At 46.7% G+C, this 15,860-nt stretch carries 15 protein-coding genes and 3 pseudogenes; 8 read left to right on the plus strand and 10 right to left on the minus strand.

The annotated features are described in order from the left end of the window. Positions 1 to 187 precede the first annotated feature (187 nt). Entirely contained in the window at positions 188 to 724 is a 537-nt protein-coding gene (locus QT998_RS05725) for a GAF domain-containing protein (RefSeq protein ID WP_333089194.1), read from the plus strand. A gap of 78 nt (positions 725 to 802) precedes the next feature. Here QT998_RS05725 and QT998_RS05730 read toward each other — a convergent pair whose 3' ends face one another. From QT998_RS05730 to plsX, 7 genes and pseudogenes are all read right to left on the minus strand, one after another. Further along, the gene (locus QT998_RS05730) at positions 803 to 1,441 is read right to left on the minus strand and encodes a lysophospholipid acyltransferase family protein (protein WP_333089192.1); all 639 of its coding nucleotides are present in this window, start codon (positions 1,439 to 1,441) and stop codon (positions 803 to 805) included. Positions 1,442 to 1,491: 50 nt separating this feature from the next. Continuing rightward, positions 1,492 to 2,258, minus strand: a pseudogene (locus tag QT998_RS27410) (RNA-guided endonuclease InsQ/TnpB family protein). A gap of 327 nt (positions 2,259 to 2,585) precedes the next feature. Further along, positions 2,586 to 2,633 (minus strand): annotated as a pseudogene (locus tag QT998_RS27415) (hypothetical protein); the annotation flags it as partial. Beyond that, positions 2,611 to 3,189: pseudogene (locus QT998_RS05745) on the minus strand (IS607 family transposase). The pseudogenes QT998_RS05745 and QT998_RS27415, both read right to left, overlap by 23 nt. A 402-nt stretch (positions 3,190 to 3,591) precedes the next feature. Beyond that, on the minus strand, positions 3,592 to 4,473 hold the full coding sequence (fabD, locus tag QT998_RS05750) for an ACP S-malonyltransferase (protein WP_194010200.1): 882 nt from the start codon (positions 4,471 to 4,473) through the stop codon (positions 3,592 to 3,594). A gap of 544 nt (positions 4,474 to 5,017) precedes the next feature. Further along, a complete protein-coding gene (locus QT998_RS05755; RefSeq protein WP_333089191.1) occupies positions 5,018 to 6,019 on the minus strand; it encodes a beta-ketoacyl-ACP synthase 3 in 1,002 nt (333 codons plus the stop codon). A 158-nt stretch (positions 6,020 to 6,177) separates the two neighbouring features. Continuing rightward, the gene (plsX, locus tag QT998_RS05760; protein ID WP_194010202.1) at positions 6,178 to 7,227 is read right to left on the minus strand and encodes a phosphate acyltransferase PlsX; all 1,050 of its coding nucleotides are present in this window, start codon (positions 7,225 to 7,227) and stop codon (positions 6,178 to 6,180) included. A gap of 480 nt (positions 7,228 to 7,707) precedes the next feature. Here plsX and QT998_RS05765 point away from each other — a divergent pair, with 480 nt between their 5' ends. The 6 genes from QT998_RS05765 (at position 7,708) to QT998_RS05790 (ending at position 13,198) form a co-directional block, all read left to right on the plus strand. After that, entirely contained in the window at positions 7,708 to 9,042 is a 1,335-nt protein-coding gene (locus QT998_RS05765; RefSeq protein WP_333089189.1) for a D-alanyl-D-alanine carboxypeptidase, read from the plus strand. Between the two features lie 354 nt (positions 9,043 to 9,396). Further along, positions 9,397 to 9,684, plus strand: coding sequence for a 30S ribosomal protein S16 (gene rpsP / locus QT998_RS05770; RefSeq protein ID WP_194010205.1), 288 nt, complete (start codon positions 9,397 to 9,399; stop codon positions 9,682 to 9,684). Then, positions 9,620 to 10,111 carry a KH domain-containing protein gene (locus QT998_RS05775; protein ID WP_194010206.1) on the plus strand — a complete coding sequence of 164 codons (492 nt, stop codon included), beginning with the start codon at positions 9,620 to 9,622 and terminating at the stop codon, positions 10,109 to 10,111. Before rpsP ends, QT998_RS05775 begins: the two co-directional genes overlap by 65 nt. A 623-nt stretch (positions 10,112 to 10,734) precedes the next feature. Continuing rightward, on the plus strand, positions 10,735 to 11,688 hold the full coding sequence (locus tag QT998_RS05780) for a PhoH family protein (protein ID WP_194010207.1): 954 nt from the start codon (positions 10,735 to 10,737) through the stop codon (positions 11,686 to 11,688). Positions 11,689 to 11,832: 144 nt separating this feature from the next. Further along, positions 11,833 to 12,240 (plus strand): ChuX/HutX family heme-like substrate-binding protein, encoded by a 408-nt coding sequence (locus QT998_RS05785; protein ID WP_333089181.1) that lies wholly within the window; start codon positions 11,833 to 11,835, stop codon positions 12,238 to 12,240. Between the two features lie 178 nt (positions 12,241 to 12,418). Then, positions 12,419 to 13,198, plus strand: a complete 780-nt coding sequence (locus tag QT998_RS05790; protein WP_333089179.1) for a DUF6816 family protein — start codon at positions 12,419 to 12,421, stop codon at positions 13,196 to 13,198. On the opposite strand, the gene QT998_RS27420 is transcribed toward QT998_RS05790, so the two are convergent. The 3 genes from QT998_RS27420 to acpP form a co-directional block, all read right to left on the minus strand. Continuing rightward, entirely contained in the window at positions 13,129 to 13,467 is a 339-nt protein-coding gene (locus QT998_RS27420; RefSeq protein WP_442921536.1) for a papain fold toxin domain-containing protein, read from the minus strand. The genes QT998_RS05790 and QT998_RS27420 overlap by 70 nt on opposite strands. A gap of 209 nt (positions 13,468 to 13,676) precedes the next feature. Continuing rightward, positions 13,677 to 14,930 (minus strand): beta-ketoacyl-ACP synthase II, encoded by a 1,254-nt coding sequence (fabF, locus tag QT998_RS05795; protein WP_333089177.1) that lies wholly within the window; start codon positions 14,928 to 14,930, stop codon positions 13,677 to 13,679. Between the two features lie 97 nt (positions 14,931 to 15,027). Beyond that, a complete protein-coding gene (gene acpP, locus QT998_RS05800; protein WP_194068168.1) occupies positions 15,028 to 15,282 on the minus strand; it encodes an acyl carrier protein in 255 nt (84 codons plus the stop codon). Between the two features lie 105 nt (positions 15,283 to 15,387). Between acpP and QT998_RS05805 the strand changes: the two genes are divergently transcribed. Next, complete coding sequence (locus tag QT998_RS05805; RefSeq protein WP_333089175.1) at positions 15,388 to 15,603, plus strand: hypothetical protein; 216 nt, start codon at positions 15,388 to 15,390, stop codon at positions 15,601 to 15,603. Positions 15,604 to 15,860 lie beyond the last annotated feature (257 nt).

Below are 15,860 nucleotides of genomic sequence, written 5' to 3' on the forward strand. Positions count from 1 at the left end.
CACAAAAAATCGGAATAATATCAAATCCGGTAACACGGGAATGATTCAGATATATATTCTCGGACTCTGTGTACTCTGTGTTCTCTGCGGTTAAATCATTCCGATCCAACCGGAAACGATATAAAGCAAAACATAAAAGAGAAATAGTAGTTTAAAATTAGTAGATGAACTTCAATCGCCAAAGTTAATGACTGACATAATTATGCCGCAAGTTTTGGAGCAAATTTTTAGTAACAGCAAGACTGCGGATGCTGTTTTTTCAGCTTTGCTACCGGCTTTAGGTGAAGTGTTAAAATGCGATCGCGTTTTTCTTTATCTCCGCAATCCTGAAACCAAAACAGGTAAAGCAGCTTACTGCTGGTGTCGCAACTCGAACTATCCCGATGTTACCACTGTCGAATGGAAAAAAGAACCGGAATCTTTAGGGGAAGAAGACCCTTTGTTTGCAGCAGCCTTGCGAGCTGAGCCGTCGATTTTTGTTGAGGATGTCGAAACAGCAAATCCTGAAGTTGTCAACAAAGATTTTGAAGCAAAACAGTTCGGCCATCGTGCTTTGATTCACGCTCACCTTTGTGTTGATGGCTTGTTGTGGGGGGTTTTGCAGCCTTGTATTTTCGATCGCCCCAGAGTCTGGACTGACTCTGACCACCAATTTATTGCAGCAGTTACAGAAAAAATTTCGCCCTTGGCTGTTGCTTTTGTTAAGGGCGCGCAACCGACATAAAATAGGTTTGTAGTGTGGAATGCGAGTCCGCTCAAAAGAAAAAACTGAAGTCCGAACGATCGAACAAGGGCAAGCATATCAGCGGCCCAAATCGTGCATCGCATTAATCTCAGTTGCACATCTTTGAGTCAGGGCTTCCAACTCCTCGCGATCCGACGAACCGGGCGCCTCAATTACTTTACCAATTCGTATAGTTAACGGCACCGGTTGCGGTACTAGCAAACCTTTGATGGAAATCGCATGAGTTCCCCACAAACTAACAGGTAACAGCGGGGCTTTAGCCTTAGCAGCTATCAGCGCAGCACCTAATTTTGGTTCAGTAATTCTGCCGTCGGGCGTGCGACTTCCTTGCAAAAATACACCAGTCGCCCAGCCATTGTCCAAAGAGTTGATAGCCGATCGAATTGCACTGCGATCGGCACTTTTCCGGTTGACTGGATAAGCACCGTAAAGCGTAATTGCCTGCTTCAAGATAGGAACTTTAAATAATTCTTCCTTCGCCATAAATGCGACAGGCCGCCTCATGCAATTAGATAAAATTGGCGGGTCAAAATCGCTGGCGTGATTGCTGACTACTACCAGCGGCCCTTCTGCTGGAACGTTTTCGGCACCGTAGATGCGGCCCCGAAAGTAAAGGTGCAGCATGGGGCTGACTATTGACCACTTGAATAAATAGTAGAGAAGTAGACTTTCGACTGGTTCGCGACTTTTGCTCACGGAAAACCTAAGATTTTAAATTACATCGAATATTAGCTTATCAGATACATTTAACCCGGTAAATCCCGGACTAAGCCAGAAATAACCGTGTATGGCAAGACAGAAAAAGCAGCAAGCTCTCCCGTCAAGGAGGTATCTCTCAATGCTTTCAACAAAATGTTAAAAGCGCCATTTTTATCCCTTTCAAGGGTATGTCCGCATTCTGGACATTTAAAGATTTTAGCTCCACTTAATTTAGCGTGGATATGCCCCTATTTTGAGCAAGTTTTCGATGTATACTCTTCTGTTACGTCTACTACAATACCACTGTGTTTGGCGGCTTGATGCTTCAACGTTTGTTGAAAACGATAATGACTCAATGTGACCATCGCTCTAGCGGCTTTAGTTGCCAACCTGCGACTGCCTTTTTTAACCATTTGCTGTGTTTCAAGGTTGGCAGGAAAATTAACTTGTACTTGGCTGCAAGATATTTTGCAGCTTTTTTGTGCAATTCATTGACTAGGTTTTTGATTTTGAGCCTAATCTTAGCTGCTGACTTTCGCAGGCCATACCTCAGTCGCTTGAATTGCCTTCCTTTGCTTGCCTCAATTCGCGACATTAATTTGTCGAGATGTCTTGCTAGTCGATAGACGCGACCAATATCATTTTTCCCTATTTTGGTAAAATCACTGCCATCGAAACCGGTAAGAAAAGTTCTAACACCCGGATCTAACGCGATAGCCAAATCGCTATTGATTGGCTTTATTCCTTGTGCGTCAATTGCATAGCAGACAAACCACTGCCTGTTAATCAAGCTGAGTGTTGGTTCATGCTGCATTACCTCAACGATTGGTTCTGATGTTTTAAAGCTTAGCGCCTTGGTAGACCTTGGGTAAAAAGTACCTAACTTCCAGTTAGATGTTTGGAATCGGATAGTCTGAGATGTGTCGAAGCAGCTTCTAAACTTTGCCATTCCTTTGACTTGTTTAGCAGCTTTGTGCGCTTCAAAGGCTTGAAATACTGCCATTTGTCGCGGAGTGTAAGGCTGTTCGGATACCCAGTTAGGAGCCGAGTTCATCACCTTCTTTCTTAAATCGTATTTGCCAATTCTTTCGTCTTTAAGAATAGCAATTGCTTGGTTGTAACACCACCTAGTTGCTGATAGCCAAGTCCTCCATTTCGCTGCTAGCTTAGCTTCCGGGTAAACTCGAATCTTCTTTGATAGCAGATTTGTATTTTCGGAGGCCATAGAGTCGGCAACTAAAGACGTGGATGATGGCAAGGATATCTTCAACCATCTCCCGTTCTGAAGACAACTCATTTCTACTGAGAACCAGGATTTGGCAATTGTTTTACTCGCAGATCCATTTGATAAGATCGCCGCCGAACCGGCACAGTCTGTCTTGGTGTCCGACCACAACTGCCGAGATATCTCCTGACATGACTTGTCCCAAAAGGGCAAGCAGTGCTTTTCTCTTGAAGTTGAGTCCGCCTCCGATGTCTTTGAAGACTTTAGCTTAAGGATAGAGGCTTTGGAGATAGCTGACTTGTCTGTCGAGGTCTTCTCGCTGTTTGTCGCTACTGACCCTGGCGTAGATGGCCGTAATTCGGTCGTGTCCGGTTCCAAGAACGCTGTCGATGTGGTAGCGTCGCTGGTTGGACGGGGTTCTGATTGCTGATATTTTGTCGGCAAGTTCCCAGTTGCTAAGGGTTTTGTCTGAGACTTGCAGGATTTTGCAAGCTTCTGGCGGTGTGACATATCTGGTCATCGCTAGGTGGTATTTTTCTTTTCAATATACAGTACCCGGCTTTACAAGGATTTACCAGGATTTTTTAGGCAATCATTTACTTTGTCTCAACAGTTCAGCAATCAAAATTGAACAGTATTTTGAGGTTTTTAGGATGCTGGTGGCGCACCAGCGGTATCAACTCAAGCAAAAATATCCCGGTTGTCTGCGGTTGGAAGCAGCCTCTACACAAACAAAACCCACTCCAAGGGGTTAGCAACGTAGATTTTCAATTGATATTTTCGAGCCTTCTCGATCGCCCGTACCGGCTTTGCACAACAAGCCGCAGTAAAATTTGCCTGTTGTGCTATTTATTTTTCGCCACTTTTCGGGCCAACGAACTCAATTTTAGAGCCTGCGACTTAATTAAACGTTAACAATCGATTAAGCGGGTACATCTGCAAAACTGCTCACATTTACCAAGTCTAGATCCGGACAAGTCCGTTTGATCAAACCTGTGAGAACTTTGCCGGGGCCAATTTCCAATACGCGATCGATTCCTTGTTGCGGCAATTGCAGCGAAATTTCTCGCCAGCGCACACCTTTAGTCATCTGCTGGTTCAACCGCTGCTTTAAAGTCGCCGCGCTGGTAGTCGCTGTCGGTTCTGAGTTCGAGAGCACCAGCATTTTAGCATCCGAAAATCTTGCCGCTTTTAAGGCTTGTTGAAACTCTGATGCCACTGATGCCATCAGCGGAGAGTGAAACGCACCAGAAACATTCAATTTAACGGCGCGTTTGACTTTGATTTTGGCAAGCAAATCTTCTACTGCTTCTGGAGTTCCAGAAATCACAACTTGTGCTTCGCTGTTGTCGTTGGCGAGTACCACATCTTGGCTGTATTGAATTTGCAGTTCTAGTTGCTGCCTGTCAAACCCGATCAAAGCCACCATTTTGCCACCGGAGGCTGTGTCCATGAGTTCGGCGCGACGTTTGACCAAGCGCAATCCCGTTTCAAAGTCAAACACGCCTGCTGCGTAGAGGGCAACGTATTCTCCTAAACTGTGACCTGCCACCACTGCTGGCCGATCGCTCTTTTCTCGCACTAAGTCTGCCAAAATGCTTTCTATTACGTACAAGCAAGGCTGAGTGTAGAGAGTGCGAGATAGTTTTGCTTCTTCTTTTTGGCAAACTTCTGGGACAGACCAGCCTAAAATTTCTTTGGCTAGCTCAAATTTGGCTTTGGCTGTTGGCAAGTTTAATAAATCTGCACCCATCCCGATCGCCTGGGAACCTTGTCCGGGAAATACCCATGCTGTTTTAGTCATTTTTCCGGTAATCTGCTAATTGGTGGTTGCTAAGAAAGTGATTCCAAAAATTCTTTGTTTCCCGCTTTTAATTTCGCTTGCTGGTATCCGCTATCTTTCGGTTCACGAACTATCTACTAGCGACTCACAATTATAACATATAACTGCGCTTTTTACTAGGTTTATATTTTTTTGCTACTTTAGTTCAGATCGATCGCCCTAGCGTAATTTTCCACCTGCCACGAGGGGAAAGTCGAACCCAAAATAGAGGATTTTCAATTGCAGCATACACTTTTCCAGAATTCCGGTCGGAGAATGTACGGCTTTGTGCGCGCATTACCCTATTTACAACCTATTAAAAAGGTAAAGAATTTTTATTTTTCAATCGTCGCACTCCCGAAAATCACGCTTGGCAAGTTTAAATCTGCCAAATATTATACCAGCCACCTAAAAAAATGAAACCGCAGGCCCGCGATCCCAACCCATAGTTCATCAGTAATTCCCCAATCTACAATCTAAAATCTAAAACTCGTATGCTCGCTAAGCCGAAGTATCTAAAATCCTACTACCTTCCCCATTGAAAAATCCCCGCCCCCCAAGTCAAACCAGCACCAAAACCAGCAGCAGCAATAGTCTCGCCTGCTTTAACTTTACCCTGACGCACGGCTTCGTCTAAAGCAATCGGAATTGAAGCCGCTGAGGTATTGCCGTAATTTGCCAAATTGCTAATGACTTTTTCCGGGGGAATTTTCAGCCTTTGAGCAACTGCATCAAGAATCCGCTGATTGGCTTGGTGCAACAGCAGCCAGTCTATTTCTGCCGCGCTGACATTTGCCCGAAACATAGCTTTTTCTATGACTTCCGGCACTTTTTTTACCGCAAAACGATAGATTTCTTGACCGTTCATTGTGATGGGCCCAAACCCGCCTACTCCGATATTCACGCCTTCAATTAATTCTTTTGATTCGGCGTTGAAAGCCAAATTGAGAGACGCATTTTGCGTGCCGTCGCTGCGAATTTCAAATCCCAAAAAGCGATCGACTTCGGAAGCTTGCAATACCACCGCACCTGCACCGTCTCCAAATAGAATGCAAGTACCCCGATCCGACCAATTCACCCAGCGAGATAAAATATCTGCTCCAATTAGCAAAACATTTTGATAAACCCCTGTCCGAATAAACTGCGAGGCTGTAACTAAACCAAAAACAAAACCAGAACAAGCTGCTGTCAGATCAAAAGCCACAGCTTTTGTTGCGCCTAACTGATATTGAATTTTGCCTGCACTACCAAACAAATCGTCGGGACTTGAGGTGGCCAAAATAATCAAATCGATATCTGTGGGCGAAATTTCTGCCATTTCGATCGCCCTTCGGGATGCTTCGGTTGCCAAATCGCACAAAGAAGTGCGATCGTCCGCCAACCTGCGCGATCGAATACCCGTTCGCGCCGCAATCCACTCGTCAGAAGTTTCTACTATCTGACTCAAGCCGTTATTATCAAGGGAAACCTGCGGTGTACAAGAACCGCTACCCGTGACGGCAATACCCAACCCTGATTGCTGCAACATTCCTCTCCATTTACTCGCTATTCAGTTCAAAGATTAAAAATTAAAAATTAAAAATTACAAATTAAACTTCTTTTTTAAACTACTGAAATTACTTTTTTAGCGAGTAAAACAGATTGTTTAATTTGACATTTTTAATTTTTAATTTCTACTTACTGCCTCTAATTGACAGCTTCTTGTTCCAGAGCGGTTTCGCGATTTTCAGAGCGAATTCGTTCCAGCACTTGGTTGTCAATAGCCTCTTTCGCCAAACGAATGGCATTAAAAATCGAGGCAGCTTGAGACGAACCGTGGCTGATAATGCAAACTCCAGCAACGCCCAACAGCAAACCGCCGCCGTGTTCAACGTGGTCTACCCGCTGCTTGAACCCCTTGAGGCTTTCTTGCAGGAGGGGAGCACTAATTTGATTTTTGAGTCCGGCTGCCAATTCTTCCTTAAGCACTTGCACCACGACTTCGCCCACCGCTTCGGCAAACTTCAACAACACGTTGCCTACAAACCCGTCGCAGACAATCACGTCGAACTTCCCCGACAGCACGTCGCGGCCTTCGGCATTGCCTACAAAAGGAATGTGAGGATTGTCCACCAATAATTGATGGGTGCGTACCGCCGCGTCGTTACCTTTAGAAGGTTCTTCGCCAATATTGAGCAGACCGATTTTTGGTTCGGCTACGCCCAGAACGCACTGGCTGTAAATAGTTCCCATCAGAGCAAACTGCTCCAAAAATTTAGGGCGGCAGTCCACGTTAGCGCCAACATCGAGAATGAGTACGGAGCTGCCCGATACCATTGTCGGCAAAACCGCACCGATCGCAGGGCGATCGATTCCCGGTAGCCGCCCCAACCTCAGCAGGGCCGCAGCCATCGCCGCGCCGGAGTGACCGGCCGACACCACAGCATCAGCTTGCTGCTGCTTTACCAAGTTCATGGCTACGTTAATCGAAGCCTTGGGTTTGCGTTTGAGGGCACTTAAAGGTTCTTCGTGCATTTCCACCGTTCCTTCAGAAGGAACGATTTCTAGCTGACCTTTGCAGACGCGGCCGATCGCGTCTTGAAGACGTAGCGACTCTTCTATTTGCTGCGGGTCGCCCACCAGCAAAATCTCGACGCCTAATTCTTCCTGTGCCTTAAGCGCTCCAGCTACAACTTCGGCGGGGGCATGATCCCCACCCATAGCGTCTATTGCAATTCTTGCGCGTGTCGATCCCATTGACCAATGTTTGAGAAACATTAAAAATTTTACCAGGAAGTCAGTCGATTTTAGATTTTAGATTTTAGATTTTAGATTGACTTGCAGTATTGAATCTGGGTGGAGGAACTAGGCTTTAAAATTTTGGGAGCATTCACTTCAGCAGTCGGGCGCAGGGTATCGGTTTTTTGCGGATCTGGAGTCTGAATCCAGAAAAGCGAATAAATCACTAAAATCTGCTCGCGCCCGATCGGACAATTGTCAATACCGACTACTCTGAGAGAGCTTGTTTTGTCCCTACTTTACTTTTTTGACTGCAAATTGAAAAACTCAACCGAATAGTTTACTGTGCGCCCCGCCGAAAAACGGATACTTGCTTCCACTCGTGGTGAGCCGCCCACAATTTTAGACTTTTGTTCAATCTCCCAGATTGAGTTGTGGACTAAATCTAAAATCTAAAATCTAAAATCTAAAATCGACTGACTGACTTAGGAGTAAAAAATGCTGGATTTATTTAGCTCGGGAATCATGTCTCTGTGGCTGGACATGGCTGGGGTACGCAGTGCCGCACCCAACGCCGTGTCGGTGCTGGCTTGGCGGGGAGGGATGCCCGGGTTAGTGGTGGCCGAAGAGCTGGCTTTTGGGAAAATAGATGCGGCAAATTCAGACTTGCCCGCAGAAGCTGCCGTGCAGGAATATTTAAAAGATTTGAAGGCGAAGCATCTCATCGACGGCAATCAGGGAATTTGGGTGCAAGCGGGAATGCTGCCGCTGGTAAGTCAGCAGGGGACGGTGCTGATGCCTGGGGCTTCCCTGACTAAGATTGCGACTTCTCTGGCTTCCCTAGAAACTTGGGGCGCGGATCATCAGTTTGAAACGCGGTTTTGGGGAACGGGGCCCATTAGGAATGGGGTGTTGCAGGGGGATTTGGTGATCGCTGGCGGGGGCGATCCGCTGTTTGTGTGGGAGGAGGCGATCGCGGTGGGTAATGCTCTCAATCAAATGGGTATCAATCGCGTGGCGGGAAATTTGGTGGTAACTGGCAATTTTCCCATGAACTACCAGTCCGATCCTCTGGTTGCGGGGGAGGGTATGCGACAAGCTCTCGATAGTCGCAGTTGGTCGCCAGACCTGCTGGCAATCTATTCTAAGATGGCTCCGGGCACCCGAAAGCCACAAGTAACGATCGCCGGCAGCCCGATCGCTCAAAAAATTCCTGCTTCCGGGCGTTTGCTGTTGAAGCGCCGATCGCTTCCTTTAGCCGAAATTCTCAAGCAGATGAATGTCCACAGCGACAATGAAATTGCCCAAATGCTGGCCGACAATTTGGGCGGGGCAAAAGTTGTTCAGCAACAAGCGACTTGGGCTGCTGGGGTGCCGCAGGCGGAACTGCAATTAATTAACGGTTCGGGCTTGGGAGTCGAAAATCAAATGTCTCCGAGGGCGGCTTGCGCGATGATGCAGGCGATCGGGCGCAACCTTCAGACTACAGGGCTGACGATTGCTGACTTGTTTCCGGTGTCCGGGCGCGATAAAGGAACTCTAGAACACCGACACATTCCGCGATCGGCTGTGGTGAAAACTGGTACTTTGAACACGGTGATTGCTTTGGCCGGAGCCATACCCACGCGCGATCGGGGCTTAGTTTGGTTTGCAATTATCAATCGCGGCACCGATTGGGACTCTTTGAGAGAGCAGCAAGATATATTTTTGCAAAAGCTGGTGCAGCAGTGGGGCACTGCAACGGCTTTACCTATAGCAATCACACCGCATATAGACGGTGCCAGACCGGCCCTAGGGGCGGCAAATCGCAGCGATATTTTGCTTGGAGGTTGAAGAAGTCCTTAGTCAGTAGTCAGTAGTCAGTAGTCAGTAGTCAGTAGTCAGTAGTCAGTAGTTAGTAGTTAGTAGTCAGTAGGTAGGTAGGGGCGGTGCCAAGAGTGCCAGCCCTCTTAACAGTTAACAGTCAGCAGTTAACAGTCAACAGTCAGCCCTCTTAACAGTTAACAGTCAACAGTCAGCAGTCAGCAGTCAACAGTCAGCAGTCAACAGTCAACAGTCAGCAGTCAGCAGTCAACAGTCAGCAGTCAGCAGTCAACAGTCAACAGTTGCGGTGAATGCCCCAGAGCATAATGTGAGATTTCTCGCCTGGAGTATGTCACAATTGAGCCAGGACTATTGTGCAAGAAGATGATCAAACTGCGATTGAAAAGATACGGGAAAAAACGCGAGACCAGCTACCGGATTGTAGCGATGAACAGTTCTACCCGCCGCGACGGCCGTCCCCTAGAAGAACTCGGCTTCTACAACCCCAGAAATAACGAAACCAGGCTGGATGTTCCAGCGATTGTCAAGCGCCTCCAACAAGGCGCTCAGCCAACTGACACCGTGCGTGACATCCTGAGAAAAGCTAATGTATTTGAACAAGTCGGAGCCGGAGCCAACGTTGAGTCCAGCAGCACAACAGCAGTCAGCTAGCCCTAACTATGCTGGACTGATACAGTTTTTAATTGCACCTTTTCTGGAGTCGCCGGACTCTTTGCGGGTTGATTGCGAACTGCACCCCCGCCAATCTCGCGTCTGGGTAAGGCTCGCTTTTGAAGATCCTGACAAGGGGCGGGTTTATGGTAGGGGCGGACGCAATATTCAGGCAATTAGAACTACCCTCGAAGCGGTGGCGCAAACTGTAGGTCAGTCGCTCTACTTAGACGTATACGATAGCGAAGGAGGCGATCGAGGCTCCGGGCCACCTAGGGGCGATCGCGGTATGCGCGATCGAGGAGATTTCCGACCCCGAACTTCGCCTCCCTCGCCTACTCCCTTACCTAGCAGAGCTCCGAGAGAACAACCTCGCCGTACTAACACACCTACGTTTAGAACGAGCAGAAATACTCCCGGTTATTAACTGCAAAATCCAAAAACAATTTTAGGTTTTAGATTGCCTGTTGTAGGCTTGGTATTACAAGCCCCCTGTGATTTTAGATTGCCGATTTTGCGATCGGACACAAATCTAAAATTTTCAATCTCAAATTTCAGCAGCATCAGGTAAATCTAAAATCTAAAACTTGTTCGCGAGCGAAGTCGAAGAATCTACAATCTAAAATCTCAAGTTGTGTGACTTCAAAGAAGGGAGATTTGATTTGTGCCCCAAGCACCAAACTCATTCATTTAAACAGAAAAGACGCCTTAGATACTAGGTAAAACTTAGTACCTGGCGTCTTTTTGTTCGCCAAAGCCAGCTAATTTAACCATCGATAGTTAAAATTTCTAGCAACCGTTAAATCTGGCGCGAACGTAAATAATATCTATCAAATCTGTTAGCATCAGAATAGTAAATTCACTGTTGACAGTTGACTGTTAACCGTTAACCGTTAACATCATGAGGTGTGCAACCGGAATTGATATAACCTCACGAATCACAACTATAATCGTTACAGATAAATGGTTTGATTCCCATACATAACTGTTTACTGTTTGCTGTTTGCTATCCACTGCTACAATTGCTTATTTGGAGGAGCTCATGCTGGCATGACTGAAAAACTAACAATTGAGTTGCCGAACACTCAAAGCGCTATCTCGCTGGCCGGCAATCAAGAAGAAAACTTGAAAATTATCTCTAAGCAAACCGGCGCTAACCTGGTAATGCGAGGGCAAGAACTGCTGATTTCTGGCACAAAAACTCAAGTAGAATTGTGTCATCAATTAGTGCGATCGCTCTCCGACTTCTGGAAAGCCGGCAAAACCATTACCGGAGTAGAAATCCAAACAGCGCGCCAAGCTTTGGATAGCAACCGCCAAGAAGATTTACAAAACTTGCAGCGAGACGTGCTCGCCAAAACCCGCCGCGGCGAAGAAATCAGAGCCAAAACCTTCAAGCAGCGCCAGTACGTCCAAGCAGTACGCACCCACGACCTGACATTTTGCATCGGCCCGGCGGGTACTGGCAAAACATTTCTAGCAGCCATTTTCGCCGTACAAGCGCTATTAAGCAAGCAATACGAACGGCTGATTTTAACCAGGCCAGCCGTAGAAGCTGGCGAAAAATTAGGATTTTTGCCCGGAGATTTGCAGCAAAAAGTCGATCCCTACTTGCGTCCGCTTTACGACGCCTTGCAAGAAATGATCGAACCCGACAAAATGGCCGATTTAATGGAAAGAGGCCTGATCGAAGTAGCTCCTTTAGCTTATATGCGGGGGCGCACTCTCAGCAATGCTTTCGTCATTTTGGACGAAGCTCAAAATACGACTCCGGCTCAAATGAAAATGGTGTTGACTCGTCTCGGCTTTCGATCGAGAATGGTAGTCACCGGTGATCTAACTCAAACAGATTTGCCCGCACACCAACAGTCGGGATTGTCAGTTGCTCAAAATATTCTGGGAAACGTTGAAGGCATAGCTTTCTGCGAATTCACTCAAGCGGACGTGGTGAGACACCCGTTAGTACAGCGGATTGTCGCTGCTTACGAAATGTACGAAAAATGAATGAAGGAAGAAGGAAGAAGGAAGAAGGAAGAAGGAAGAACAAAGAATTATCCTTTTTTATCTAATTAATTTTCCTGCTTTCCAACTAACCTTTGCTTCTTGTCGATTTAATCCAAAATCCAAAATCCAAAATCCCAAAGTGATATGACTGCGACTCTTAAAGAATTCTTAGAAGCTTGCGAAAAATTGGGGACACTGCGTTTAATCGTGACTAGCAGCGCCGCAGTGCTGGAAGTGCGCGGTTCAATACACAAGCTGTTTTACGCAGAGTTGCCCAAGGGTAAGTATGCAAATATGCACGCCGAAATATTTGAATTTCACTTGAATATGGACAAAATCAAACAAGTAAAATTTGAGACTGGTGAGGCAAAAAGAGGCAATTTCACCACCTATGCAATTCGTTTTTTAGACGAACAAAATGATGCTGCTTTGAGCGCATTTTTGCAGTGGGGAAAGCCGGGAGAATATGAACCGGGACAAGTAGAAAATTGGCACGAATTGAAAGAACAATACGGTGAAGTTTGGGAGCCAGCACCGGTTGAAACACTTTAAAGCTAAACAACAATAAAAAAGGTTCGATCGTTCGGACTTTAGTCTGTAAAACAGCCCAAAACTCCTGACTAAAAAAGGTTCATAGTGAGGAATTTAGTTCGCAAAAATTAAGACTAAACTCCTCACTACGAACCTTTTTGATTAAAAAATATAATTAGCTGTTTGAATATCATTTAGTATGAAATTAATTTGGGGTTTTTGTTTGGTTTGCGCGTTAATTTTGTGGGGTAGCAGCGCGCAGGCGGGAGTTTTGGGCGATCGCATTTCCAGTTTTCCCCATTGGGAAAGCAAACCTGCTATTGCTGCTGCTAAGGGAGATTTAGTGTATCCAGACTGGATGGCTGGCGAGTGGAATGTTGCTAGCACTTTAGTAGATTTAGCCGCTCCTTTAGCGCCAAATATTGTCACGCCCGGATTTGAAAGCAACCGCCAGTATTTGCAGCAGCCAGTATTATTTAAAGTGCGATTTCAACCAGAAATAAATACTGGTTTTTTTTCTAATTATAAATCTAAGCTAGCTAAGAAGATTGTGGCCGATCGCACTTTTAACGGTTTGAACATCGCCAAAGCCTATTTAGGCGACGGCGGCGTACTTTCGGTGAAAGTCGATCCGAACAATCCCAACCGCCAGATTACCATACTCAAAGGCGATCGCCAACTAATCTCGATTGTTACCAGTCGCGGCACCCAAACGTCGAATCCCGATGAGTTTGTGTCTGCAGAAATTTCTCAGCAAGTATTTCGGGGAGAGACGGATATTTATTTAAACGAGGTGGAAACAACAACGGCTTATCGAGTGGTTGGAGGCGGGGAAAAAGGCGATTCTGCGAGTAAAAGAATCGAGGCAGATCAGGTAACAGCGATTTATTTGTCGCCGCAAGACCCGGATTATTTTGCTGCTGGGGGGCATCCTGTCGCTTTGTACCGATATCGGCTGGAGTTATTGCCGGCAGAATAAGCTAAATGGTTGTCAAAAATAGTTTCTATGTTGTTGATAATAGCGATTCCTTCATGACAACCATTCACTGAAATAGCCTCTCCCGGCACGCTACGATCGTAAATGTTGCCGTTCCAAACTATTGCCTCTCCTGTGTACATTTTTATGCGCTTTCCATGAATTCCTTGACTTGTCAAGTAATCTTTGATATTGCTGCCACACTCAACACATTTAAAATTTTCATAGTGAAATAGCTTTAATTTGCAGTATTTGCTCAGCAGTAATTTCACTCATATCCCCCCAATGCCAACAAATTTATGACTTACGCGCGGGTGGCCAGAAACCGGGTTTTTGACGAAAATAATTCGCTGTAGCCAGCAGATTTGGTGAAAAACCTGGTTTCTTCGTCGCAGTGCGCCCAATCTAAAATTGATCTCAAAAAAATAAAAGGTGAAAAATTAATTTTTCACCTTCTAACTTGCGACTTTCTGACTTCCGGTTACGGAACAAACTTCTTGAAGGCCAGCGTCACGTTGTGGCCGCCAAATCCAAAGGAATTCGACAGCGCCACATCAACTTTTAGATCGCGACTTGTATGCGGAACATAGTCTAAATCGCACTCTGGATCGGGATTCTCCAGATTGATTGTCGGCGGAATTTTGTCATTGGCGATCGCCATTACCGCAGCCACCGCCTCAATTCCCCCAGAACCGCCCAAAAGATGGCCGGTCATTGACTTGGTAGAACTAATTGCTACTTTGTAAGCGCTTTCCCCCAAAACCTTCTTAATCGCCTTCGTTTCAGTAGAGTCGTTGGGAAGCGTACTCGTGCCGTGGGCGTTGATATAACTCACCATATCCGGTGTCAAACCAGCATCCTTGAGCGCTAAAGCGATCGCCCGCGAGGCACCCTCGCCCCCCGGTACTGGGGATGTCATGTGATACGCATCGCAGGTTAAACCGTAGCCAACGATTTCTGCGTAAATTCTCGCGCCGCGCGCCAGAGCGTACTCCATTTCTTCTAAAATCAGAATGCCAGCGCCTTCGCCGACGACAAAACCATCACGATCGCGATCGAACGGACGGCAAGCATGAGTCGGGTCATCGTTGCGAGTCGAAAGCGCCCTCGCCGCCGCAAAACCCGCCACGCACAAAGGTGTCACCGCAGCTTCCGTACCACCGCAAATCATCGCTTGCGCGTAACCGCCCTGAACCATGCGAAACGCATCGCCCACGGCATTCGACCCAGCAGCGCAGGCTGTCACAGTGCAAGAGTTTGGACCTTTAGCACCCGTTTGAATCGCCGTCAGGCCCGCGGCCATATTCGCAATCATCATGGGAATCATAAACGGGCTGCACCGATCGGGGCCGCGAGTCAAATAGATCTCTTGCTGGTCTTCCAGAACCTTCAGCCCGCCAATGCCAGTGCCAAGAATGACACCCACCTGTTCTGCGTTCAGGTCGTTAATCTCAAACTTTGCATCAGCTAGAGCTTGTTTGCTCGCTGATACCCCAAATTGAGCAAAGCGATCCATCCGCTTTGCTTCCTTGCGCTCTAAATAGTCGTGTGGGTTAAAACCCTTCACCTCTCCAGCAATCCGGCAGTCGTGCCGCGACGCATCGAACAAAGTAATCGGGCCGATGCCATTTTTCCCGGCCAGCAAACCGTCCCAATATTCGGACAAGGTATTGCCGATCGGTGTAATCGCGCCGAGACCCGTGATAACAACGCGCTTACGCTCTAAATTTGTCATGATTTCAGTTTCAAAAAATTAAACACCCAGAACGCAGAACAAAAGAGGAGTTTTTAGTTTTTAAATTTCTCTCCTCTTAGGGGAAAAGACAGGTATTTTATGCTTTTGGAGCTGCAAGTTTGCTGCTGATGAAATCTACAGAAGCTTGAACCGTGGTAATTGCTTCGGCTGCTTCGTCGGGAATTTCAATATCAAACTCTTCTTCCAAAGCCATGACCAGCTCTACAGTATCTAGGGAATCTGCTCCTAAATCGTTAGCAAAGTTGGCTTCGGGCTTGACTTCGCTCGGATCGACTTCGAGTTGATCGGCCACAATTTTCTTGACTCTGGCAAAAATGTCGTCTTGACTCATAACATCCTGTCCTCATTGGTTGCTGCGTATCTAATCTTATCCGAAAGGGGGATCGGCAGGAGAAAGGGTTGCCGCTTTTCTAAGTGACACGAGGGAGATGGGGAGATGGGGAGATGGGGAGATGGGGAAATCGGGAGATGGGGAGATGGGGAAATCGGGAGATGGGGAGATGGGGAGATGGGGAGATGGGGAAATCGGGAGATGGGGAGAGAGGAAGAGGGGAGATGGGGAGAGAGGGGGGGATGGGGAGATGGGGAGAGAGGGGGAGATGGGGAGATGATTTTTGCTAAAGTCATCGAAATATACAATTTCAATCTATAGCGGTTCGATCGCGTGGTGCCATGCCCTATGCCCATTCCCTATGCCCGATGCCCTGTTTGGCCGATGCCCCATGCCCGATGCCCTGCCCTATCCCGGATAGTACCTCATAAATGAGATCTCGAAAGGCTATAGTAGCAACTTACTCATACCATTTGAGATTTGATATTTGAGATTGGGATTACTGCTGGATACGGGTTTTAAGTTTTTTTACAGTTGCATCTTTTGGGTAAATCGGTCTGAAAATTCTTGAGAAAAGC

Source organism: Microcoleus sp. S1D4 (assembly GCF_036700765.1).
Taxonomy (GTDB): domain Bacteria; phylum Cyanobacteriota; class Cyanobacteriia; order Cyanobacteriales; family Microcoleaceae; genus Microcoleus.